The sequence below is a fragment of the Amorphus coralli DSM 19760 genome (assembly GCF_000374525.1).
Taxonomy (GTDB): domain Bacteria; phylum Pseudomonadota; class Alphaproteobacteria; order Rhizobiales; family Amorphaceae; genus Amorphus; species Amorphus coralli.
In genome coordinates, this window is sequence record NZ_KB894575.1 from 353,498 (window position 1) to 376,795 (window position 23,298).

Here is a 23,298-nt window from a genome sequence, read left to right on the forward strand (position 1 = left end):
GCCGGCTCATCTTCTAGCGGGTCCCGGCGCACCCCGTCCACGCCGGAGGCCCCGGCAGGGCACGCCCATCTCACGTCAGCGCCCGCCGGGCGGTGGTCACCACGCTGCGCGTCAGCCCCTCCAGCGAGCCGGATGCCAGCCGGCTGAGTTGCCAGAAGAGGGGCCGGTCGAGGGTCGCGCCCGGCACCAGCTCGACCAGCCGGCCAGCTTGCAGGTGGTCGCGCACCAGCTGCGCCGGGTTGAGGCCCCAGCCCACCCCGACCAGGCAGGCATCGACAAAGCTCTGGGTCGAGGGCAGCCAGTGGGTCGGGTAGGCGATATCCGAGCCGAAGGTCTGCCTCAGCCACGCCTGCTGCAGCCGGTCCTTCTGATTGAAGGTCAGGCCCGGTGCCCGGGCAAGGGCCTCCGCGCTGACGCCCTCGGGAAAATGCCGGGCGACAAAATCCGGGCTGGCGGTCGCGTGGTAGCACAGGCTGCCCAGCGGCATCACGCGGCAGCCCTGCACCGGCTTCTCCAGCGCCGTCACCGCCGCGAAGACCCGACCGCGCCGCAGCCACTCCGCCGTGTGCTCCTCGTCGTCGATGGCCACGTTGACCAGCAAGTCCGTGTCCCGGGTGAAGGCAGCGATCGCATCCAGGAACCAGGTGCCGAGGCTGTCGGCGTTGACGGCCACGCTCAGCGTCACCCGCTGCGCCGCGCCGGCCTCGGCCGCGAGTTCCGGAAGCGCCTCCATCAGATCGCTCTCCAGCATGCCGACCCGGTCCATGTGCCGGCAGAGCGCCGCGCCCTTTTCGGTGGCGACGCACGGTGTCCCCCGTTCGATCAGGACCGTGCCAAGACGCTCTTCCAGGTGCTTGATGCGTTGCGATACGGCCGAAGGCGTCACGCCGAGCACCGTGGCCGCGCGCTCGAAGCTGCCACTCTGCGCAACCTCGGCCACGGCCCGCGCGGCACGGTAATCGATCATTAGAGATCCTTATTCAGCCTTAGTCAGTTTAATTTTTCTGAACTTACGGCCCACGCTAAACCCTGGCAACCAGACAGGAACCGGGGCCCGGCATGAATCTTACCGTCTTCTTCACCGGCATGATGATGGGCCTCAGCCTCATCGTCGCCATCGGCGCACAGAATGCCTTCGTGCTGCGCCAGGGCCTGCGCGGCGAGCACGTGCTCGCGGTCTGCGCGACCTGCGCCGTGTCCGACGCGATCCTGATCACGCTCGGCGTCACCGGCCTCGGTGCCGTCACCGCCTGGTTGCCCTGGCTGGAACCAGTCATGCGGTATGGCGGCGCCGCCTTTCTCATCGTCTACGGTGCCCGCAGCCTGCGCTCCGCGCTGCGCTCCAGCGATGCCCTGTCCACCGAGACCTCGCCGGCGGTGAACGGCCTCGTGGGCACCCTCGTTACCTGTCTCGCCCTGACCTGGCTGAACCCGCACGTCTATCTCGACACGGTGGTGCTTCTCGGCACCATCGCGACCCGCTTCGAAGGCGCCCGCGCCTCGTTTGCCCTGGGCGCAATCGCCGGCTCCTTCCTGTTCTTCTTCGCGCTCGGCTATGGCGCGGTGCGGCTCAGACCACTGTTTGCGAGACCCTCGGCATGGCGCATCCTGGAGGCGGTGATCGCCCTTGTCATGTGGGCCATCGCCTGGCGGCTGATCGTCGACGCCTGAGCGGGCCACGGGGCACTCTCCGCCTGCCGCGGTCGGGCGGGCGCCCCGTTGACAATCGTTTCATCTGATACGATCTTGCGCGCCAGTCCGGCCCGGTCACCGTCAACGCAACGGTTCGGGTCGTCCGCCGTTTCCCGGGAGGGGACCGAGGCGGATGCGCTTCAAAGGGCTGCCGGCCGCCGTGCCGCCGGACGAGCGACCGATCCGCACTCTGCGACCTGGAGGACGCCATGGGCATCGCCTACATGCCGGGCTTCGGCAACGACTTCGAGACCGAATCCCTTCCCGGAGCGCTGCCGCAGGGCCAGAATTCGCCCCAGCGCTGCCCCTATGGCCTGTATGCCGAACAGCTGTCCGGCTCGCCGTTCACCGCGCCGCGTGGCACCAACGAGCGCTCCTGGCTTTACCGGATCCGCCCGTCGGTGCGCCACACCAGCCGCTTCCGGGCCTTCGACGCGCCGCACTGGAAGAGCGCGCCGAACATTGATGACAGCGAGCTGCCCATCGGCCAGCTCCGCTGGGATCCGACGCCGATGCCGAACGAGCCGACGACGTTCGTGCAGGGCATGCGCACCATGACCACGGCCGGCGACGTGCACACCCAGGTCGGCATGGCCGCCCATGTCTACGCCTTCAACGAGGCGATGGAAGACGACTATTTCTTCAACGCCGACGGCGAGCTCCTGCTGGTGCCGCAGGAAGGCACCCTCGACCTCTTCACCGAGCTCGGTCGCATGGAGGTCGCGCCCGGCGAGATCGCCATCGTTCCGCGCGGCATGATGATCAAGGTCGGCGCACTGGAAGGCCCGGCGCGCGGCTATGTCTGCGAGAATTACGGCGCCAAGTTCACGCTGCCCGACCGCGGGCCGATCGGCGCAAACTGCCTCGCCAACCCGCGCGATTTCCGCACCCCGGTGGCCGCCTTCGAGGACAAGGAAAAACCCTGCCGCGTGCAGGTGAAGTGGGGCGGACGCTTCTACGAGACCGAGATCGGACACTCGCCGCTCGACGTGGTCGCCTGGCACGGCAACTACACGCCCTTCAAGTACGACCTCTCCACCTTCTCGCCGGTCGGCGCGATCCTGTTCGACCACCCGGATCCGTCCATCTTCACGGTGCTGACGGCGCCGTCGGGCGAGGAGGGCACGGCCAACGTCGATTTCGTGATCTTCCCGCCCCGCTGGATGGTGGCGGAGAACACCTTCCGGCCGCCCTGGTACCACCGCAACATCATGTCGGAGTTCATGGGCCTCATCCACGGCCAGTACGACGCCAAGGAGAAGGGCTTCGTGCCGGGCGGCATGAGCCTGCACAACATGATGCTGCCGCACGGCCCGGACACGTTCGGTTTCGAGAAGGCCTCCACCGCCGAGCTCGCTCCGGTGAAGCTCGAGGAGACCATGGCCTTCATGTTCGAAACCCGATACCCCCAGCATCTGACGCGCTACGCGTCGGAAACCAAGACGCTGCAGGACGACTATCTCGACTGCTGGGACGGCCTGAAGAAGCGCTTCGATGGAACGCCCGAGGGGAAGTGGGACTGATGAAACTTGCAACGCTGAAATCCGGCGGCCGCGACGGCCGGCTCGTCGTCGTGTCGCGCGACCTGACCGCCATGACCGACGCCGGCGAGATCGCCCCGACGCTGCAGGCCGCCATCGATGACTGGGCCGTCTGCGGTCCGAAGCTCGAGGCGCTGGCCGAAAGCCTCGAGCACGGCTCGGTGCCCTCCGAGCGCTTCCACGAGCACGACGCGCTCAGCCCGTTGCCTCGCGCCTACCAGTGGGCCGACGGATCGGCCTACGTGAATCACGTCGAGCTGGTCCGCAAGGCACGCGGCGCGGAGATGCCCGAGAGCTTCTGGACCGATCCGCTCATGTACCAGGGCGGTTCGGACTCCTTCCTCGCCCCGCGCGATCCGATCCGGCTCGGCGACGAGGCCTGGGGCATCGACATGGAAGGCGAACTCGCCGTCATCGTCGACGACGTGCCGATGGGCGCCTCGCGCGAGGTGGCCGCCGGCCGCATCCGCCTCCTCATGCTGGTCAACGACGTGTCGTTGCGCGGGCTGATCCCGGCCGAGCTTGGCAAGGGCTTCGGCTTCTTCCAGTCCAAGCCGTCCTCGGCCTTCTCGCCGGTGGCCGTGACGCCGGACGAGCTTGGCGACAAGTGGGACGGCGGCAAGGTCCATCTGCCGCTTTGCGTCGACTACAACGGCAAGCCGTTCGGCCGCGCCAACGCCGGCATCGACATGACCTTCGACTTCCCGACGCTGGTCGCGCATGCCGCGAAGACCAGGCCGCTTTCCGCCGGCACCATCATCGGCTCCGGCACCGTCTCCAACAAGCTGGACGGCGAGCCCGGCAAGCCCATCGCGGAAGGTGGTGTCGGCTACTCCTGCCTCGCCGAGATCCGCATGGTGGAGACCATCAACACCGGCGCCCCGAAGACGCCGTTCATGAGCTTCGGCGACACGGTGCGCATCGAGATGCTGGACGACAAGCATCACTCGGTCTTCGGCGCCATCGAGCAGGTCGTCGAGAAATATGAAGGCTAACGCCCTCCTGATCGCCGGCACGTTGCTGCTTTCGGTCGGCGCCGCCGGAGCCGCGGACGCCACCGCCCCGGTCGACGAGGTGATGGAGGTGACGGTGGCCAACTGGTCGGAGGATGCGGGCGAACCTCGGGAGCTCTTCTCCGAGGATCGCCTGAGCCGGCTCTTCAGCCGCGACTTTGTCGCGCTGTTCAGGTCGGCCTCCGACAACGATTACGCGCGGGAGGCGGGAACGCCCTTCGACTACGACGTGGTCGTCAACGCCCAGGACGGCTGTCCGCTCCAGGACGTGACCGTCACCCAGGGCGAGACCGACGCCGGCGTGACCATCGTCGTCGCCCGCTACAGAATCCTGGCCTGCATGGGCGACGATACCTTCTCCGAGACGCGCTTCGCCGTTGTCGAGGAGGAAGGCCGCGCCGTCATCGACGACATCCTGGTCGACGACGGCAGCGGCAGCGCTTCCTCGCTGAAGGGAGACATGAGCGCGATCGCCGCGGAAAACGCCAACTGACGCGCTGGGCAGCCGCCCGCCGCGCAATCGAACGGAGCCGGTGGACGACGAGCTGCCGGCCGCGGGAGTGACACCCATGCCCCATCTCGATCCCCTCGACCGCGCCGACCTGCCCCAGTTCGCGGAGCTGTTCGAGCGCTACGACCGCATTCGCGGCTTCCTGCCCAACTCGATCCTGACCATGGCGCGTCGGCCGGCCATCGCCGAGGCCTTCATGCTGCTGAACCAGGCCGTGCTCTACGAGGGCACCGTGCCGGAAGACCTCAAGATGATGGTCGCCTTCATGGCGAGCTCGGTAGCCGAGTGCCGCTACTGCCAGGGGCACATGGCGAACCTGTCCGCCGTCTACGGCGTGCCGGACGAGAAGATCGCCGCCATCTGGGAATTCGAGGAAAGCCCGCTCTTCACCGACGCGGAGAAGGCCGCGCTGCGGCTCGCCGCCCATGCCGGCGTGGTGCCGAACGCGGCCGAGGCCTCGGATTTCGACGAGCTCAAGACACACTTCGACGAGGGCCAGATCGTCGAGATCGTGGCCTCCATCGCGCTGTTCGGCTACCTCAACCGCTGGAACGACACCATGGCGACGGAGATGGAGGACGTCCCCGGACGCCTCGCCGAGCGCGCCATCGGCCCGGCCGGGTGGGACGCCGGCAAGCATTCCCCGACCCGCTGACCCGCACTCCGCCAACGCAAGGACACGACCCATGGCAAAGCAGTTCGCCTCCACCGGCGACATGAGCGAGAAGACCGTCTCCTTCTCCGAGGTCGGCCCCGGCCTCTATGCCTTCACCGCCGAGGGCGACCCCAACACCGGCGTCATCATCGGCGACGACAGCGTCATGATCTTCGACGCCCAGGCGACGCCGCGGCTCGCCAATCTCGTGATCGAGAAGGTGCGCACCGTCACCGACAAGCCGATCCGCTACGTCACCCTCAGCCACTATCACGCGGTGCGGGTGCTCGGCGCCTCCGCCTACGGCGCCGACGAGATCATCGCCTCCGACGTCTGTCGCGCCATGGTCCACGAGCGCGGTCAGGAGGACTGGGATTCAGAGTTCGGCCGCTTCCCGCGCCTGTTCCAGGGCCATGAATCGATCCCCGGCCTGACCTGGCCGACCATGACCTTCGAGACGTCCATGACCGTCTACATGGGCAACCGCCGGGTCGACCTGATCCATCTCGGCCGCGGCCACACCGCCGGCGACATCGTCGCCTGGGTGCCGGACGCCGGCGTCATGTTCACCGGCGATCTCGTGGAATACAAGTCGGCCTGCTATTGCGGCGACGGCCACTTCTCCGACTGGGGCGACACGCTGGACGCGGTGAAGTCCTTCCAGCCGTCGGCCATCGCACCCGGGCGTGGCGACGCGCTGATGGGCGAGGCGAAGGTGGAGGAAGCCATCGAGCTCACCCGCGACTTCCTGGACTCCACCTACCGGCCCATCGAGAAGGTGGCCGCGCGCGGCGGCACGCTGAAGGAAGCCTGGGACGCCTGCCGTGCGGTCTGCGATCCGAAATTCTCCGACTACGCCATCTACGAGCACTGCCTGCCCTTCAACGTGGCGCGTGCCTTTGACGAGGCCCGCGGCATGGACACGCCGCGTATCTGGACGGCGGAGAAGGACCGGAAGATGTGGGAAGACCTGCAGGGCTGAACCGCCCGGCGGCCATCACCCCCCTGGAAATGCACGAAGGGCCGGCAAATGCCGGCCCTTTTGCGTCGCAATACCCCCGCGAGCTACAGGCAGACCCTCAGGCCGCAAGCGCCGGCGCGTCGGCCTTTCGGCACTCTTTCCGCCACGCCTTGAAATAGGCGGCCCAGCGGGCCGCGAGCGCTTCTTCGGGTTCGGCCAGAAGCCGTGCGCCGCGCTCGAAGGCTTCGGTTTCTATGGCGGCCCGCCGACGTTCCATCAGCGTCAGAAACACCTCCACATCTCCTAGGTTGCCGAACGCATCGGGCTCGGCCCGCAGCGTTTCGGCGAACACTTCCAGGTCGTGATGGTCGCCGAGGAGCTTTCCGAGCGCGTCGGCCTCCGCATGGTGCGCCGTCATCGGCCCGGGCCAGATCGGCGCCAGCAGCCGTGCATGGTGACCGTGATACTTGATGCGTTTGCGCCAGTCGTGAAAGGCCTCGACGTCGCCGGTCTTGCGCGCCGTTTTCATGGCCTCGCGGCCCCGGCCATAGGTCTTTTCCACGCCGCCGGCAAACGCCTGCGTGCCCTTTTCCGACAGCTCCCAGCGCAGCGCCCGCACCTTCGCTTCCACCATCGACTCGCGAAAGGCGTCGAGCTTGTCGGCGATGTCCTGGCGATTCTCCTCCTCCTTCTGGCGCAGCGTCAGCCGCCGGCGGATGGAGGCGAACGCCGGCCGGTCGATCTGCCCGTCGAAGCAATCGGCCACCCGGTCATAGGTCTCGATCAGGGCTTCGGTGTCGCGCAGGAAGGACAGCTCGCGGGCGGCGTCGCGGTACGCGGCATTTTCAAGCGCGTAGCTGGCGAGCGCAGGTCGTACCAGCCGCACCAGCCCCCTGAGCTTCTTGCAGCGCTTGCGGACCTGGTGAACCGTCTCGCGCTGGTCGATTTCAGGATCGTCAATTTCGCCGATCGCCTTGTCGATCTGCTCGACCGCGATGCGACGCACGGCGTCTGCCACGCTGACGTCGTCTTCCTCGAATCGATAGGCCAAGTGCGAGCTCCGTCTTCCCGATGAGGTCCGGCCGCGGTCGGCGCTTGGAGGAACCGACCGCGGCCGGCTCTAGGCTATCACCTAGTCGCGTCCGCTCGGAAAATGCAACGTGTGCACTCGCCCATGGTTCCGCGCGCCGCCATTTTCCGCCTCCGGTCCCCGTCAGCCCGCCGGCTCCGGCCCGGCCGCGCCGGAGTCCGTCTCCCCGGCCGCTTCAGCCGCTTTGACGGGTGTCTTGGTCTTGCCCGGCCCAAACAGCCGCATGACGAATACGAAGAACACCGGCACGAACAGGAGCGCCAGGATCGTCGCCGAGATCATGCCGCCAAGCACGCCGGTACCGATGGCGTTCTGGCTGGCCGCGCTGGCCCCGCTGGCGATCGCCATCGGCGTCACGCCCAGCGCGAAGGCCAACGACGTCATCAGGATCGGCCGGAACCGCAGCTCGGCCGCCTCGCGTGCCGCACTCCACAGGTCCTGGCCCTCGTCGCGAAGCTCCTTGGCGAACTCCACGATCAGGATCGCGTTCTTCGCCGAAAGGCCGATGATCGCGATCAGGCCGACCTTGAAGTAGACGTCGTTGCCCATATCGCGCATCAGCACGGCCAGAACCGCGCCGATGGCACCGAGCGGCACCACCAGCATCACCGAGAGCGGAATGGCCCAGCTCTCGTACAGCGCCGCCAGCAGCAGGAACACGAACAGGATCGACAGGCCGATCAGGATCGGCGCCTGGGAGCCCGAGGCGATCTCCTGCAGCGACTGACCGGTCCACTCGTAGCCGAATCCGGTCGGCAGTTCGCCCGCCAGGCGCTGCATCTCCGCGATGGCCTCGCCCGACGAGTAGCCGGGTGCGGCCTGGCCGGAAATACGCACCGACGGGTAGCCATTGTAACCGACCACCTGCAGCGGCCCGCGGGTCCACTCAACCGAGGCAAAGGCCGACAGCGGCACCATGCCTCCGTTTACGTTGCGCACGTGCAGGTCCAGGAGGTCGGATGTCTTCATGCGCTTGCGGTCGGTCGCCTCCACCGTCACGCGCTGCATTCGCCCGGCATTGGGAAAGTCATTGACGTAGGACGAGCCGAGATTGGCCGAGATCGCCGAGTTGATGTCGGCGAACTGGACGCCGAAGGCGTTCGCCTTCTCGCGGTCGATCACGAGCTGCACCTGAGGGGCATCCGGCAGTCCCTCGACGCGCAGCCCCGTGACGACGGCACTGCCCTGCGCCGCAGCGAGAAGCTGATCGCGGGCATCCATCAGCGCTTCCTGCCCGAGGCCGCCGCGGTCCTGCAGCCGGAAGGAGAAACCGCTGGTGGTCCCGAGACCCTGGATCGGCGGCGGCGACAGCGCGAACGAGATCGCATCCTTGATACCGAAGAGCTGCATGTTCGCCCGCTGGGCGATGGCCTGGGCGGAATCCTCCGGTCCGCGCTCGCTCCAGTCCTTGAGCGTCGCGAACGCAAGGCCGGCATTCTCGCCTGCGCCGGAGAAGGAGAAGCCGAGGATCGAGATCACCTTCTCCACCGCCTCCTCGCCCTGCATGATGCCTTCCACGGTGCGGATGACGTCGAGGGTGCGGTTGGCGCTGGCATCCGGCGGCGCCTGCATGTCGATCAGCAGGTAGCCCTGGTCCTCGTTGGGAAGGAACGCGGTCGGCATGCGCACATAGAGATAGCCGAGCCCGACCACCACGCCGAGATAGACGATCATGAACAGGCCGGCATAGCGCGTGGTCCCGCGCACCGTCTTGCCATAGCCCCGCGTCAGACGGGAAAAGTTGCGGTTGAACCAGCCGAAGAAGCCGCGCCGCTCGTGATGGTCCTTCACCGGCTTCAGCATCGTCGCACACAGCGCCGGCGTGAGCGAGAGCGCCAGGAAGCCGGAAAACAGGATGGAGACCACCATCGTCAGCGAGAACTGCTGGTAGATGACGCCCACCGCACCCGGGAAGAAGGCCATCGGCACGAACACCGCCGTCAGCACCAGCGTGATGCCGACAATCGCGCCGGAAATCTGTTTCATCGCCTTGATGGTGGCGTCGCGCGGACCGAGACCCTCGCTGGCCATGATGCGTTCGACATTCTCGATGACCACGATGGCGTCGTCGACGAGGATGCCGATGGCGAGCACCATGGCGAACATGGTCAGCACGTTGATGGAGAAGCCGGTGGCCAGCATCACCGCGCAGGTGCCGAGCAGCGCGATGGGCACCACGATTGCCGGGATGATGGTGTAGCGAAAGCTCTGCAGGAACAGGAACATCACCAGGAAGACGAGCACCACCGCCTCGATCAGCGTGTGCAGCACCTTCTCGATGGAGATCTCCACGAAGGGCGAGGTGTCGTAGGGAATGTCGTACTCAACGCCCTGCGGGAAGTAACGCGACAGCTCCTCCATCTTCACGCGAATGGCCTCGGACGTGGACAGCGCATTGCCCTTCGGCGAAAGCTGCACGCCGATGGCCGCGGCCGGCTGCCCGTTCAGGCGCGAGGAGAAATTATAGCTCTCGCTGCCGAGCTCGACGCGCGCCACGTCGCCCAGCCGGACGGTCGACCCGTCCGGGTTGGCCCGCAGCACGATGGCCTCGAAGTCGCCAACCGTCTTCAGCTGCCCCTCGACGAGCACGGTCGCGGAGATCTGCTGGTCCGCCGGCGCCGGTTGCGCCCCGATGCTGCCCGCCGCGACCTGCGCGTTCTGTGCGCTGATGGCGGCGACGATGTCGTCGGCCGTCAGGTCCAGCCCGACCATGCGGTCCGGGTCCATCCACACGCGCATGGCGCGCTGGGTGGAAAAGAGCTGCGCGCTGCCCACGCCTTCGACGCGGCGGATTTCGCCAATCACGTTGCGGGTGAGGTAGTCACCGAGCCCGACCGGATCCACGGAGCCGTCCGTGGATGTCAGCGCCACCACCATGAGGAAGCCGCTGTTGGCCTGATCCACCTGGATGCCCTGCCGCTGCACGACGTCGGGCAGGCTCGGCTCGACGCGCCGGATCCGGTTCTGGACATCGACGGCGGCCTGGTCGATGGACGTGCCGGTGGCGAAGGTGGCGGTGATGCTGACGCTGCCCGAGGCCTCCGAGGTGGACTCGAAATACATCAGCCCCTCAACGCCGTTCAGCTCCTCCTCGATGGGTCGGGTGACGCTCTGGTAGAGGTCCTCCGGCGACGCCCCCGGATAGGTCGTCTGGATGGAGATCTGCGGTGGCGCGACCTTGGGATATTGCGAGATCGGCAGCTGCGGGATCGCGATGATGCCCGCGATCATGATGAAGATCGCGATCACCCACGCGAAGATGGGTCGGTCGATGAAAAAACGTGGCATGGCACCTGGCCCCTGCAGCCCGCCTCCGTCAGCCGCGCGCGGGCGCGACGGGGAAAGGCTCTCGGTTCAACACTGTCGGGCGTGACGGGTCGGTCCGGGTCGACGCGATCCGGACGCTGGCCCGCTAGCCGGCCTTCTTGGCGTCGGCTGCGGTCGGATCGCTTTCCGCGGTCCCATCCGGCTTCCACGGCTGCGGCGCGACCGGCGCGCCTGGCCCGATTTTCTGGAAGCCCTCGACGATCACCCTGTCGCCGGGCTGCAGGCCTTCGGAGATGATCCAGCGCTCGCCGACCACGCGTCCGGTCTCGACCGGCCGCGGCTCAACCTTGCTCTCGTCGTTGACCACGAACAGCTGGGCATTGCCGCCGGCGTCGTGACGCACCGCCTGCTGCGGCACGGCGAGCGCGTTCTCCTGCTGACCCTGCTCGATCTGCACGCGAACATAGAGGCCGGGAAGCAGGTCGCCGTCGGGGTTGGGGAACTCTGCGCGCAGAATGACCTGGCCGGTGGTGCGGTCCACCGTGGTTTCGGAGAAAAGCAGCCGGCCGGGATGGCCGTACTCCGAGCCGTCGTCGAGCAGCAGCGCCACCGGCGCCTCGCCCGGATCCTTGGCCAGCGCGCCCATTTTCAGCGACTTGCGCAGCGCCATCAGGTCGCGCACCGACTGGGTGAAGTCTGCATAGACCGGATCGAGCTGCAGGATGGTGGCGAGCGGTTCGGTGTTGTTGGCGCTGACCAGCGCCCCCTCGGTGATCAGCGCGCGGCCGATGCGTCCCGAGATCGGGGCCTTCACGTCGGCATATTCCAGGTCCAGCTGCGCCGCCTCCAGCTCGGCCTGCGCCACGGCGACGGTGGCGTCAGCCTGGGCCAGCGTTGCGTTCGCCGTCTCGTACGCCTGCGCGGCGATGACCTTGCGGTCGAGAAGCTGCTTCTGGCGATCCGCGCTTTGCTGGGCCCTCAGCTGCTCGGCCTTGGCCCGGGCGAGCGATGCCTCGGCCTGGGCAACAGCGACCTTGAACTTCGCCGGATCGATCTTGTAGAGAACGTCGCCCGCCTCGACCCGGCTGCCCTGGGTGAAGACCCGGTCGGTCACGATGCCGGAGACGCGCGGACGCACCTCCGCGATCCGCGTCGGCGAGATGCGGCCCGGCAGCTCGTCGATGATCGGGATGCGCTCCGGCTCCACGGTCACAATGGCAACGGGGGACGGCGGCCGCTGGGGCGCGGCGGCCGCGCCCTTCTCCTGGGCCTCGCCGCTGTCGTTGCAGGCGGCGAGAACGGGGGCCAGGCAAAGAATGGCGGCCAGCGCCAGCGGTAGATGGATCCGTGGCATGACGGTTCTCCGAGCGGCCCGCGCGGCGGTCGGGTCCGGCGCGGGCAAGCAATTGAAACGGGGGTGAGGGAGCGACCTCAGGCGACCTTCTTCGGCGCCACGAGCGGGACGCGGCCGGGAGACTGTTCGACCAGCCAGCCGATCTCCTCGACGAGTTCTTTCCGGTGCTCCGGATCGAACCGGTGGACGCCGAAATATTCCATGAGCTTGAGCCCCTCCAGCGCCAGGAAGGCGAGGAGAGCGCCATTCGGGTTCTTAGAGGTTTCGCGGATTTCCGAGATCGCGCCACCGACGGTGCTGCAGATCGGCTGGCGCAGATCGCTGTCCTGGGCCATTGCGGCAGCGAGGCAGAGTGTAAAGGCCTGATCGTCCTCGGTCGCCGGGTCCGAGGCGGCGGCGATGCGGGTGCGCACGGCCACGTCCGGCGTGTCCCCGAGCGCATCGCGGATTGCACCCACGCGCGCCTCCTCGGCGGCGATCTTGCGTTCCACCAGCGCCCGCATCAGCGCCGGCTTGGACTTGTAGTCGTAGAGAACGCTGGCCTTGGAGATGCCGGCCTCGGCGGCCACGGCGTCGAGGGTCAGGCGTGCGACGCCGTCACGCTGGACGACGCACTGGGCGGCGTCGAGGACTGACTCGCGATCTATGGTGCGCTTGCGACCCATCATTCCATCCGATTTATATCCAACCGGACGGTTATTTAATCGGGCGGCGAGATTACGTCAATGCACCTGGTGCATCGCACAATCACAAATGATGTGAAGACCAGAAGAGACGGGCGGACCGGCGGCCCGCCCCGTTGTGGCGGCTGCTAGCCGCCGGCCTTCTCGTCGGCTGCACCCTGGCGGATGGAGCGCTCGATGATCGCTTCGGCTTCCGCCGCGCCTTCCCAGCCGGTCACCTCGACCCACTTGTTGGGCTCGAGATCCTTGTAGTGCTCGAAGAAATGCACGATCTGATCCAGCGTGATCTTCGGCAGGTCCTCGTAGCTGTGCACGTTCTCGTAGCGCTTGGTCAGCTTGGTGGTCGGGACTGCGATGATCTTCTCGTCCGCGCCGGCCTCGTCCTTCATCATCAGCACGCCGATCGGGCGGCAGTTCATCACCGCGCCCGGCGCGATCGGACGCTGGTTGGCGATGATCACGTCCAGCGGATCGCCATCGTCGGCCAGCGTGTGCGGGACGAAACCGTAATTCCCCGGATAGCGCATCGGCGTGTAAAGGAACCGGTCGACCCAGAGCGTGCCGGATTCCTTGTGAAGCTCGTACTTGATCGGCTCGCCGCCGACCGGAACCTCGATGATGACGTTGATGTCCTTGGGCGGATTGGATCCGGCGGGGATCGCCTCGATACGCATGTTGGTGTCACCTTGTTGTTCTACGGCCGGCTGCAGCAACGCCGTGTCGCACTGCAATATCCCACCGCTCGCGTTGCCTTCAACCATGCCTCCCCCTGACGGACAAGGGGCGACGGGGACCTTTTTACGGCCAGCGTGAACGCCGATAGCGCCTTCGTCGGCCCTGCGCATGGAGCCATGTCAAATCCGGCGCGCGCAGACCTCGGACGCGCAGCCGCGCACCCGTGTCCGCGCAACACAGGCACGGGTGCCTGCGCAAGCCATTGATCGAAAGGGTCATTCCAGACATCGCCATCGCCCCCGCGCGGATCTCAGCATGCGCAGGCGTGACTTGCGCGAACCCTGCGCAGTTTTGCGCGATCGTGCGCGATTTCGCGCAGGCTCAGGAGGCGCTGCGCGAGCCCCCCTGGCGGGCGTGGCGGGCGGCGAAGCCGAAGGCGATCTTGGGCAGGTTGGCGGTGCCGATCGTCTCCTCGGCGGTGGCCACCGCGCGGCCGCCGAGACGGTTGTAGAAGTTGCAGGCCGCCTCGTTGTCCGACAGCGCCCAGACCACGAAGGAGCGCCGGCCCTCGTTGGCGAGCGCCGTGCGCGCGGCATCGAACAGGCGCCGGCCGAAGCCGAGCCCGGAATATTCCGGCTGGATGTAGAGTTCGTAGACCTCGCCCTTGTAGGGAAGGCTGCGGGCCCGGCTGGCGCCGAAGGTGACGTAGCCGCGCACCTCGTCACCCACTTCCAGGACCAGGATGGAGACGCGGCGCTGGATGGCCCGCTCCCACCACGCGGGGCCGCGGCGGGCGATCATCCGCTCAAGTTCCGCCCCCGGCAGGACGCCGCGATAGGCATAGCGCCAAGCGTCGTCGTGGACCTCTGCGATGGCCGCAGCATCCACGAGCCTAGCCCGTCTTATGCCGATCGAACCCGTCTTCATGAAAGGAAGGGTAGCCCGACCTTCGCGGCGGGAAAAGAGAAAAGCCCGCGACATCTCTGCCGCGGGCTTTGAGCACCGGTCCGCCGCCCGTCGGGGGAGGCGAAAATCCTTGCGAAGCCGGCGTGTTCACCCGGCTGTGGACGAGCCGGCGGCCCGTCGAGATCGCCGCTCAGGCGGCGCCGGCCTTGCTGGCCCGCTCCGCCTTCTTGCGGTCGTTGGGGTCGAGAATGGCCTTGCGCAGGCGAATCGACTGCGGGGTGATCTCGACGCGCTCGTCATCGGCGATGAAGGCCAGCGCCTTCTCCAGCGTCATGCGGATCGGCGGCGTGAGCTTGATCGCCTCATCCTTGCCCGAGGAGCGCACGTTGGAGAGCTGCTTGCCCTTCATGACGTTCACTTCGAGGTCGTTGCCCCGGGTGTGCTCGCCGACGATCATGCCCTCGTACACCTTGGCGCCAGGATCGATCATCATCGGGCCGCGATCCTCCAGGTTCCACAGGGCGTAGGCCACCGCCTCACCCTCGGAATTGGAGATCAGCACGCCGGTGTGCCGGGTCGGGACGTCGCCCTTGTGCGGCTCGTAGGCGTGGAACACGCGGTTCATCACCGCCGTGCCGCGCGTATCGGAGAGAAGCTCCGACTGGTAGCCGATCAGGCCGCGGGTCGGGGCATAGAAGACCAGGCGGACGCGATCGCCGCCCGACGGCCGCATCTCCTGCATCTCCGCCTTGCGCTCGGACAGCTTGGAAACGACGGCGCCGGAGAACTCGTCATCCACGTCGATGGTGACTTCCTCCACCGGCTCGAGCAGGGCGCCGGTCTCGTCGCGCTGGAACACAACGTTCGGGCGCGACACGGTGAGCTCGAAGCCCTCGCGGCGCATCTGCTCGATCAGGATGGCGAGCTGCAGTTCGCCGCGTCCCGACACGATCATGGAATCGGCGTCCTCGCCCGGCTCAACCTTGAGCGCGACGTTGCCGGCGGCTTCCTTCAGGAGACGGTCGCGGATGACGCGGCTCTGCACCTTGTCGCCCTCGCGGCCCGACAGCGGCCCGTCATTGATGCGGAAGGTCACGGAGACGGTCGGCGGATCGATGGGCTGCGCCTCGATCGGCTCCGGCACCGAGGGATGACAGAGCGTGTCGGCCACGGTCGCGGTCTGCAGGCCGGCCAGCGCGACGATGTCGCCGGCACTGGCGGTCTCCACCGCCACGCGCTCCAGGCCGCGAAAGGACAGGACCTGCGAGATGCGGCCGCTTTCCACCACGGTGCCGTCCCGATCGACGGCCTTCACGGCCATGTTCGGCACGACCTCGCCGGAGCGGATGCGGCCGGTGAGGATGCGGCCGAGGAAGGGATGCGCCTCGATGGTAGTGGCGAGCATCCGGAACGGCCCCTCCTCCACCGGCGGGGTCGGCACGTGCTGAAGCACCATGTCGAGAAGCGGCGCGATGGAATCCTTCGGGCCGGTGGGCTCGGTGGCCAGCCAGCCTTCCTTGGCGGAGCCGTAGAGCACCTGGAAGTCGAGCTGGTCCTCGTCGGCGTCGAGGGCGGCGAACAGGTCGAAGACCTCGTTCAGGACCTCCTCGTGGCGCTGGTCGGTACGGTCGATCTTGTTGATCACCACGATCGGGCGCAGCCCGACCTTGAGCGCCTTGCCGAGCACGAACTTGGTCTGCGGCATCGGCCCCTCGGCCGCGTCGACGAGCAGGATGGCGCCGTCCACCATGTGCAGGATGCGCTCCACCTCGCCGCCGAAGTCGGCGTGGCCGGGCGTGTCGACGATGTTGATGCGGGTGTCCTGCCAGGTCACGGCGGTGACCTTGGCGAGGATGGTGATGCCGCGCTCGCGCTCCAGGTCGTTGGAGTCCATGGCGCGCTCGGCGACGCGCTGGTTCTCGCGGAAGGTGCCCGACTGCTGCAGGAGGCGGTCGACCAGCGTGGTCTTGCCGTGGTCGACGTGGGCGATGATGGCGATGTTGCGCAGGGTCATGAAAGTGTCCGTCTGGATCCGCTCCCAAGCGTGCACGGCCGCGATGTCGGCTCGGGAGGATCTTGGTATGCGTCGAGTGGTGGCCGCTTCGTTCCAGAAACCGCCAGCGAGGCACCGCACCGGGAGGAAAACGGTCGTCGGGTCGGTCACGCGGCTGGAGGAACGGGTCGCCGGCACCGCGCGCGTCCTTCGCGCGTGCTGCAGCGCAGGATGCATAGCGGATCAGCGGCCACGGGGAAAGGCAAAACCGCGCGGCGACGCGGGCCCTCGCGCCGAAGGGTCAAGACGTCTCCCCATCCTCATTGCGAGGAACGGGGTAGGCCTCATCGCCGGGACCGGACGGTGCATCGGGAGGCGGTGAGTATGCCTCGTCCAAGACAATAGCTTGCGAACTCCATCTGCAAGCCAGTGTCTGGAAGTTTCTGAATAGCGGTCCGTGGTAGCGCCACTCCCCCTTTGCGACATCCCATTTCCATCGCTCCCGCTGAATGAATTCGGCCGCCGCGTTCCAGTCGCGAACGAACGGACCCAACATCCAGTCGCGATAGAAGTCCGCGTCGAGAATCCTGTTGCAGATGCCGATCGCCACCAGTTCGTAGTGATTCAGGTAGTCGAGAACCGCCTGGCGCTCCTGCCGGTCCTTTTCCTCTCTGGGATTGTGCAGCCGGTAAAAGGAGCTCTGCCGACGGTGATAAGAAAAGACCGAATGCAAACCGCGATAGTGCGGCGTGGACTCGACCTTCTCGATCATGTCCAGCGTGGCACGCTGGCGGGCCGACGCCCGCGCCGACCGCACGCCGAAAATCGCAACGCAGAGTGACGCGATCAGAATGACGGGCGTGAGAAGAGACATCCATCCAAAAGAAGAGGCGGCGCAAACGATGATCGTCTGCGCCGCCTCGAACGATTGTTCCGAACAGTGCACGGCCTAATCCCGTGCGCCTTCCCCGAGATTCATTGGAGAGTCTCCCTGATGGAGGAACCCAAGCTTGAAGAAATTGGACCAAAAACCACTTCAGGTGTCAACGTAAATTCGGTTTTCCGTCCAGCCGCGTCCAGATCGATATGGCGTTGGCCGCGTCCTATTCAACGGCTTCGCGATGCCCGGCGTCAGCATGTTCGATCACGTACGCGCTGACAAATCAGAAGACGCGAGCGGACGCGGGTAGCGGCGGCGCGTGGACACTGGCCACCAGACGCGGTAAACGCGCGTCTGCCGTTCCGGCCCGCCCTTGGTGGGGGCGACTGCCGCGCGAACGGACACACGACGAAAATGAGCAATTCAATGGGCTACGTGATCGCAGTCGTCGGCGCGACAGGCAATGTCGGCCGGGAAATCCTGGACATCCTTTCCGAGCGCGGCTTCCCCGCGGACCGGGTCATCCCGGTCGCGTCCCGCCGCAGCCAGGGCACCGAGGTCTCCTACGGCGACACGACGCTCAAAGTGGAGGCGCTGGAACACGTCGACTTCAGCCAGGTGGACCTGTGCCTGATGTCGGCTGGCGGCGCCATCGCCAAGGAATGGGCCCCGAAGATCGGCAAGGCCGGCGCGGTCGTCATCGACAACTCCTCGCAGTGGCGCACCGATCCGGACGTGCCGCTGATCGTGCCGGAAGTGAACGCCGACGCCATCGAGGGCTTCACCAAGAAGAACATCATCGCCAACCCGAACTGCTCCACGGCGCAGCTCGTCGTGGCGCTGAAGCCGCTGCACGACGCCGCCACCATCAAGCGGGTGGTCGTGGCGACCTACCAGTCGGTCTCCGGCGCCGGCAAGGACGCGATGGACGAGCTGTTCACCCAGACGCGGGCGGTGTTCGTTTCCGATCCGATCCAGGCGGAGAAGTTCCCCAAGCGCATCGCCTTCAACGCCATCCCCCAGATCGACGTCTTCATGGAAGACGGCTCGACCAAGGAGGAATGGAAGATGGTGGTCGAGACCAAGAAGATCCTCGACCCGGCCATCAAGCTGTCGGCGACGTGCGTGCGGATCCCGGTGTTCATCTCGCATTCCGAGGCGGTGAACCTGGAATTCGAGAATCCGATCACGGCCGAAGAGGCCCGCGACATCCTGCGCGAGGCGCCGGGCTGTCTGGTCGTCGACAAGCACGAGCCGGGCGGCTACGTGACGCCCTACGAGGCCGCCGGCGAGGACGCGACCTACATCAGCCGCATCCGCGAGGACATCACGGTGGAGAACGGCCTGTCGATGTGGGTGGTCTCCGACAATCTGCGCAAGGGCGCGGCGCTGAACACGGTCCAGATCGCCGAGCTGCTGGTGAACCGCAAGCTGGTCACGCCGCGCAAGGAAGCCGCCTGAGGCTCCGGGCTTCCCGGCGGGCGGTACGCTCGCCCCTCATTGCATGCAACGCGAAGGCGGCCGGCAACGGCCGCCTTTTGCATTTAGGGCCATCCAACCGGGCAGCGCGCAGCCTGTCGCCACGCCGGGTTGTCTTCCCGGTGCTTTGCTCCCCACTATGGACCGACCAACGATGGAACGCGTTCGCCCCGCCGGCGATTGACCGCGACGGGACAGAAGACGCGCTACACAGGGAGCACGCTCGATGAACCACTCCGTCGCCCGCGACATCAAGGCCGCCGTGATCCGCGAGGAAGGGGCCGAATTCACGCTGGAAGACCTGAGGCTCGGTGCGCCGGGACCGCTGGAAGTCATGGTGCGCGTGGTCGCCGCCGGCATGTGCCACACCGACCTGATCATCCGCGACCAGTACTACCCGACGCCGCTGCCGGTGGTTCTGGGTCACGAGGGCTCCGGCATCGTGGAGGCCGTCGGCGACGCCGTGACGGCCTTTGAGCCTGGCGACCACGTGGTCATGAGCTTCATGTCGTGCGGGATCTGCCATCCCTGCCAGAGCGGCCATCCCTGCCATTGCGACGACTTCTTTGCCCTCAATTTCGGCGGATGCCGCAAGGACGGCTCGACGGCGGTCGCGGAGCGGGACGGCGACCCGATCCACGACCATTTCTTCGGACAGTCCTCCTTCTCCACCTACGCCATCGCGCACCAGCGCAACCTGGTGAAGGTGGATGCGGACGCCCCGCTGGAGCTGCTCGGTCCGCTGGGCTGCGGCATCCAGACCGGTGCCGGCGCGGTACTGAACTCGCTCGGGGTCGGGGCAGGCCAGAGCTTCGCCTCGTTCGGCGCCGGCGCGGTGGGCCTCAGCGCGGTGATGGCGGCCAAGGTCGCCGGTGCCACCACCATCATCGCCGTGGACGTTCAGCCGAACCGGCTGGAGCTGGCGAAGGACTGCGGCGCGACGCACACGATCAACTCCAAGGAGACCGATCCGGTGGAGGCGATCCGCGAGATCACCGGCGGCGGCGCCGACTACACGCTGGAATCGAGCGGCATCCCCGAAGTGTTGCGTCAGGCGGTCGACGCACTGGGCACCATGGGCACGTGCGGCATCGTCGGCGCCCCGAAACTCGGTGTCGAGGCGGGCTTCGACGTGAACAGCGTGATGATCCCGGGCAAGCGGATCATGGGCATCGTGGAAGGCTCCAGCGTGCCGCAGATCTTCATTCCGCACCTGGTGGAACTGCAGCGTCAGGGCCGCTTTCCGTTCGAGAAGCTGGTCAAGTTCTACGACTTCGACCAGATCAACCAGGCGGTGGAGGATTCCGAAGCCGGGCGCACCATCAAGCCGATCCTGCGAATGCCGCAATAGGCGAGACGCGCGCCTGGCAGAAGCGGCCGGTCAGCGGCCGGCCGCCTCGCCGCTGGCCCAGGCGTCGCGCTCGCACCCGACGGCGTCGGCGATGGAGGTGAAGCCGCGACGGCGGACCTCCTCGCCGAGATGACGCAGGATGCGGCCCACCAGCGGCCCTCCCTCGTAGACCAGCCCGGTATAGAGCTGCACCAGGCTCGCCCCGGCGGCGATCTTGGCGAACGCCGTCTCCCCCGACGACACCCCGCCGACACCGACCAGCGGCATCCGCCCGTCGATCCTCTGCGCCATCTTCGCCAGCACGACGGTGGACGGCTCGAACAGCGGCCGGCCGGAGAGGCCGCCGGTCTCTTCCGCCACCCGGACATCCTGGAGCGGCGGGCGGGCAATGGTGGTGTTGGAAACGATCAGACCGTCGATGCCGTGGCGCAGCGCCGCCTCGGCGATCGCGTCGATGCCGATCTCGTCGAGATCCGGGGCCACCTTGACCAGCAGCGGCACGCGTCGCCCGACGGCCGCCGCCTCGTCGCGGGCGGCGAGCGTGCGGGTGAGCAGTTCGTCCAGCGCCTCAGCGCCCTGCAGGTCGCGCAGGCCCGGCGTGTTGGGCGAGGAGATGTTGACGGTGAAATAGGAGGCCACGTCAGCGAAGGCGCGGATGCCGCGCACATAGTCGTCGACGCGGTCATGGGTGACCTTGTTGGCCCCGATATTGACGCCGACGATGCCCTGGAAGCGGCGGGCGGCAAGGCGGGTGTGGGCCGCGGCGTGGCCGGAATTGTTGAAGCCGAGCCGGTTGATCAGCGCGCGGTCGCGATGCAGGCGGAAGATGCGCGGCTTCGGGTTGCCGGGCTGGGCGAGCGGCGTGACGGTGCCGATCTCCACGAAGCCGAAGCCGAGCTTCAGAAGCGGGCCCGGCACCTCGGCGTCCTTGTCGAAGCCGGCCGCCATGCCCAGCGGGTTGGGAAAGTCGAGCCCGAAGGCGGAGACCGCCAGCGCCGCATCCTGCGGAATGCGCTCGGCCGGGGCGAGGCCGGTCTCCAGCGCCTTGATGGTCAGCCGGTGGGCGCGCTCCGGATCGAGCCGGCGCAGCAGCGCGGGGGCGGCGGTGGCGAGGCCCTGGATCATGCGTCGAGCTCCGGAAAGACGTGGCCAGCCGGCGACAGCGGCAGCGGCTTCACCCAAGCCACCGCAGAAACCGGCAGGTCCGCGTAGAGATGCGGGAAGAGCGCGCCGCCGCGCGACGGCTCCCACTTCAGATCGGCCCCAAGGGCCGCGGCCGGAACGGCGACGAGCAGCAGCCCATCCTGGCCGGCGAAATGCTTGCCGGCCGTCTCCATGACCTGGTCGGCGGCGGAGAAGTGGATGAAGCCATCGGCATGATCCACCGGCGCGCCGCGGTAGACGCCCTCGGCCTCAGCCGCCGCCCAGGCGTCCTTCTCCACGATCTTGTAGACGGTCGTCGGTGTCGGCATGGCCGGTCTCCAGAAAGCCGTTCCCCGCAGCATTGCGCCCGCGCCGGACACGGCCGAAGCGCGGCCGGACCGTAGCTTCTGACGGGGCGGGCGTTCAAGCCGAGGCAAGGAGAACGCAAGTTTGTCCCGCATCGTGTTCTGGACTCAAGCGGCAGCGGGGATTAGGGTGCGGCCTAGGTATGTTTTCCTTTCTCTTTCCCCGGGGACATCCCCGGGCCGGCATCCGCCCCAAGCGGCGGAGTGAGGACCCGCGATGCTCACCCACGAGCAGGTCTGGGCAGCTATCGACCGTGTTGCCGAGCGCCACGGGCTGACCCCTTCCGGTCTGGCGCGCCGCGCCGGCCTCGATCCCACCACCTTCAACAAGTCGAAGCGCACCGCGGGCGACGGCCGGCCGCGCTGGCCCTCGACGGAATCCATCGCCAAGGTGCTGGAGGCCACCGGGTCCGGCCTGTCGGAGTTCTTCGCGGACGTCCGGATGACGACGGTGGGCGACGCGCTGCCGACGCCGAGGGCGGTACCGCTGCTTGGCTTCGCCCAAGCGGGCGCTGGCGGCTTCTTCGACGATGGCGGCTTCCCGGTCGGTACCGGCTGGGACGAGATCGCCTTTCCCGAGCGCCGCGACGAGCCCGTTTACGCTCTGGAGATTTCGGGCGACTCCATGCTTCCGCTCTACCGCCATGGTGACGTATTGATCGTCTCGCGCGCGGCGACGATCCGGCGCGGCGACCGGGTGGTGGTGAAGACGTCCGACGGCGAGGTGATGGCGAAGATCCTGCAGCGGCGCACCCCGAAGCAGATCGAGCTGACCTCGCTCAACCCGGATCACCCCGACAGGATCGTGCCGCTTGCCGCCATCGAGTGGATGGCGCGGATCCTTTGGGCGAGTCAGTGATGGCGTACACTCCCGGCTATACCGGGCGCGGGCCGCGCCGGTCGGACACCGTTTCCCGGGCGATCTACGCGCTCGTGGTGGTGGGGGCCGCGGCCGCCAGCGTGCTGCCGCTGCTACTGCTCGACGACACCGTCTTCGGGCCGGTGGTGCAGAAGATGAAATCGCTGCCGCTCAGCGCGCCGGAAGACGAGCCACAGGTGCCATCGGACTGGGGCGGCGTGGAGCCGAAGCGCCAGGGCAGCGTCGGATACGATCCGGTGGACCCGGCCGTCGGCGTGGACACCGCCGCGCTGGAGCCCGAGCGCGCGGTGCGCGACGTCTCCTCCAACCGCATCACCCGCAGCCCGGACATCGCCGCGCCGCTGCAGCGGCTGCCGAGCTCGGTGGAGCCGCCGCCGCCGCTGCCGCCGAAGCCGGTGCGCTACCATCTGGTGGTGGTGGAGGACGCCACCACCATCGACGCCTCCGGCACGGTGCTGACCATCGGCAGCGTGGAGGGGCCGACCACCTTCGAGGCCTGCAAGGAGGGTTCGCCGGTGGCGTGGAGCTGCGAGCTGCGCGCCCGCACGGCGCTGCGCCAGCTGGTGCGCGCCCGGGCCATCGAATGCCTGGCGGTGGACGAGGAGACGGCGCGCCTGCTGTCGTCGCCCGAGGCCGAGGATCCGGAAGGCCAGCACGGGCCGAAGGGGCCGTTCGAGGCGACTTGCTCGGTCGGCGGCACCGACATCGCCGGCTGGCTCGTGTCGCAGGGCTGGGCGAAACCGGCCGAGGGCGCCCCGGACCGGCTCAAGGTGCTGTCCTGGATCGCCCAGGAACAGAAGCGCGGCCTGTGGCGGCCGCTGCCGCCCACCGCGCAGTAGTGGGACCCGCAACCGGGCAG

At 67.6% G+C, this 23,298-nt stretch carries 21 protein-coding genes; 10 read left to right on the top strand and 11 right to left on the bottom strand.

Annotation, left to right across the window (positions count from 1 at the left end; translation table 11 throughout):
• Positions 1–70: 70 nt before the first annotated feature.
• Complete coding sequence (locus tag C507_RS0116665; protein ID WP_018700858.1) at positions 71–967, bottom strand: LysR family transcriptional regulator ArgP; 897 nt, start codon at positions 965–967, stop codon at positions 71–73.
• A gap of 92 nt (positions 968–1,059) precedes the next feature.
• Here C507_RS0116665 and C507_RS0116670 point away from each other — a divergent pair, with 92 nt between their 5' ends.
• From C507_RS0116670 to C507_RS0116695, 6 genes are all read left to right on the top strand, one after another.
• Positions 1,060–1,671, top strand: coding sequence for a LysE/ArgO family amino acid transporter (locus C507_RS0116670; protein WP_018700859.1), 612 nt, complete (start codon positions 1,060–1,062; stop codon positions 1,669–1,671).
• 230 nt (positions 1,672–1,901) lie between these two features.
• Positions 1,902–3,215, top strand: coding sequence for a homogentisate 1,2-dioxygenase (gene hmgA, locus C507_RS0116675; RefSeq protein WP_018700860.1), 1,314 nt, complete (start codon positions 1,902–1,904; stop codon positions 3,213–3,215).
• On the top strand, positions 3,215–4,228 hold the full coding sequence (locus C507_RS0116680) for a fumarylacetoacetate hydrolase family protein (RefSeq protein ID WP_018700861.1): 1,014 nt from the start codon (positions 3,215–3,217) through the stop codon (positions 4,226–4,228). The genes hmgA and C507_RS0116680 overlap by 1 nt, the downstream gene beginning before the upstream one ends.
• Positions 4,218–4,739, top strand: coding sequence for a hypothetical protein (locus C507_RS0116685; RefSeq protein WP_018700862.1), 522 nt, complete (start codon positions 4,218–4,220; stop codon positions 4,737–4,739). The genes C507_RS0116680 and C507_RS0116685 overlap by 11 nt, the downstream gene beginning before the upstream one ends.
• 76 nt (positions 4,740–4,815) lie before the next feature.
• The gene (locus tag C507_RS0116690) at positions 4,816–5,412 is read left to right on the top strand and encodes a carboxymuconolactone decarboxylase family protein (protein ID WP_026319181.1); all 597 of its coding nucleotides are present in this window, start codon (positions 4,816–4,818) and stop codon (positions 5,410–5,412) included.
• 31 nt (positions 5,413–5,443) lie between these two features.
• Positions 5,444–6,394 (top strand): MBL fold metallo-hydrolase, encoded by a 951-nt coding sequence (locus C507_RS0116695; RefSeq protein WP_018700864.1) that lies wholly within the window; start codon positions 5,444–5,446, stop codon positions 6,392–6,394.
• A gap of 97 nt (positions 6,395–6,491) precedes the next feature.
• Here C507_RS0116695 and C507_RS0116700 read toward each other — a convergent pair whose 3' ends face one another.
• The 8 genes from C507_RS0116700 to C507_RS0116735 all read right to left on the bottom strand — a co-directional run bounded on the left by C507_RS0116700 (position 6,492) and on the right by C507_RS0116735 (position 17,287).
• Complete coding sequence (locus C507_RS0116700; RefSeq protein ID WP_018700865.1) at positions 6,492–7,424, bottom strand: CHAD domain-containing protein; 933 nt, start codon at positions 7,422–7,424, stop codon at positions 6,492–6,494.
• A 162-nt stretch (positions 7,425–7,586) separates the two neighbouring features.
• Positions 7,587–10,751: an efflux RND transporter permease subunit gene (locus C507_RS0116705; RefSeq protein WP_018700866.1), complete on the bottom strand. Its 3,165-nt coding sequence runs from the start codon at positions 10,749–10,751 to the stop codon at positions 7,587–7,589.
• A gap of 124 nt (positions 10,752–10,875) precedes the next feature.
• Positions 10,876–12,084: an efflux RND transporter periplasmic adaptor subunit gene (locus C507_RS0116710; RefSeq protein ID WP_018700867.1), complete on the bottom strand. Its 1,209-nt coding sequence runs from the start codon at positions 12,082–12,084 to the stop codon at positions 10,876–10,878.
• Positions 12,085–12,161: 77 nt separating this feature from the next.
• Positions 12,162–12,749, bottom strand: a complete 588-nt coding sequence (locus C507_RS0116715; RefSeq protein WP_018700868.1) for a TetR/AcrR family transcriptional regulator — start codon at positions 12,747–12,749, stop codon at positions 12,162–12,164.
• A 146-nt stretch (positions 12,750–12,895) separates the two neighbouring features.
• The gene (gene ppa, locus C507_RS0116720; protein WP_018700869.1) at positions 12,896–13,441 is read right to left on the bottom strand and encodes an inorganic diphosphatase; all 546 of its coding nucleotides are present in this window, start codon (positions 13,439–13,441) and stop codon (positions 12,896–12,898) included.
• A 382-nt stretch (positions 13,442–13,823) separates the two neighbouring features.
• Positions 13,824–14,369, bottom strand: coding sequence for a GNAT family N-acetyltransferase (locus C507_RS0116725; RefSeq protein WP_051089795.1), 546 nt, complete (start codon positions 14,367–14,369; stop codon positions 13,824–13,826).
• A 169-nt stretch (positions 14,370–14,538) separates the two neighbouring features.
• Positions 14,539–16,362 carry a translational GTPase TypA gene (gene typA / locus C507_RS0116730; protein WP_018700871.1) on the bottom strand — a complete coding sequence of 608 codons (1,824 nt, stop codon included), beginning with the start codon at positions 16,360–16,362 and terminating at the stop codon, positions 14,539–14,541.
• A 280-nt stretch (positions 16,363–16,642) separates the two neighbouring features.
• Positions 16,643–17,287: a DUF4760 domain-containing protein gene (locus tag C507_RS0116735; protein ID WP_018700872.1), complete on the bottom strand. Its 645-nt coding sequence runs from the start codon at positions 17,285–17,287 to the stop codon at positions 16,643–16,645.
• A 360-nt stretch (positions 17,288–17,647) separates the two neighbouring features.
• Here C507_RS0116735 and C507_RS0116740 point away from each other — a divergent pair, with 360 nt between their 5' ends.
• The gene (locus C507_RS0116740) at positions 17,648–18,682 is read left to right on the top strand and encodes an aspartate-semialdehyde dehydrogenase (protein WP_018700873.1); all 1,035 of its coding nucleotides are present in this window, start codon (positions 17,648–17,650) and stop codon (positions 18,680–18,682) included.
• Positions 18,683–18,926: 244 nt separating this feature from the next.
• Positions 18,927–20,051 (top strand): NAD(P)-dependent alcohol dehydrogenase, encoded by a 1,125-nt coding sequence (locus C507_RS0116745; protein ID WP_018700874.1) that lies wholly within the window; start codon positions 18,927–18,929, stop codon positions 20,049–20,051.
• Between the two features lie 30 nt (positions 20,052–20,081).
• Here the strand turns inward: C507_RS0116745 and C507_RS0116750 are convergent, their stop codons facing one another.
• Complete coding sequence (locus C507_RS0116750) at positions 20,082–21,176, bottom strand: quinone-dependent dihydroorotate dehydrogenase (protein ID WP_018700875.1); 1,095 nt, start codon at positions 21,174–21,176, stop codon at positions 20,082–20,084.
• Positions 21,173–21,523: a DUF952 domain-containing protein gene (locus C507_RS0116755; protein WP_018700876.1), complete on the bottom strand. Its 351-nt coding sequence runs from the start codon at positions 21,521–21,523 to the stop codon at positions 21,173–21,175. The genes C507_RS0116750 and C507_RS0116755 overlap by 4 nt, the downstream gene beginning before the upstream one ends.
• Positions 21,524–21,776: 253 nt before the next feature.
• On the opposite strand from C507_RS0116755, the gene C507_RS0116760 reads away from it, so the two are divergent.
• Complete coding sequence (locus tag C507_RS0116760; protein WP_018700877.1) at positions 21,777–22,418, top strand: S24 family peptidase; 642 nt, start codon at positions 21,777–21,779, stop codon at positions 22,416–22,418.
• Positions 22,418–23,278, top strand: coding sequence for a thermonuclease family protein (locus tag C507_RS0116765; RefSeq protein ID WP_018700878.1), 861 nt, complete (start codon positions 22,418–22,420; stop codon positions 23,276–23,278). Before C507_RS0116760 ends, C507_RS0116765 begins: the two co-directional genes overlap by 1 nt.
• Positions 23,279–23,298: the final 20 nt, after the last annotated feature.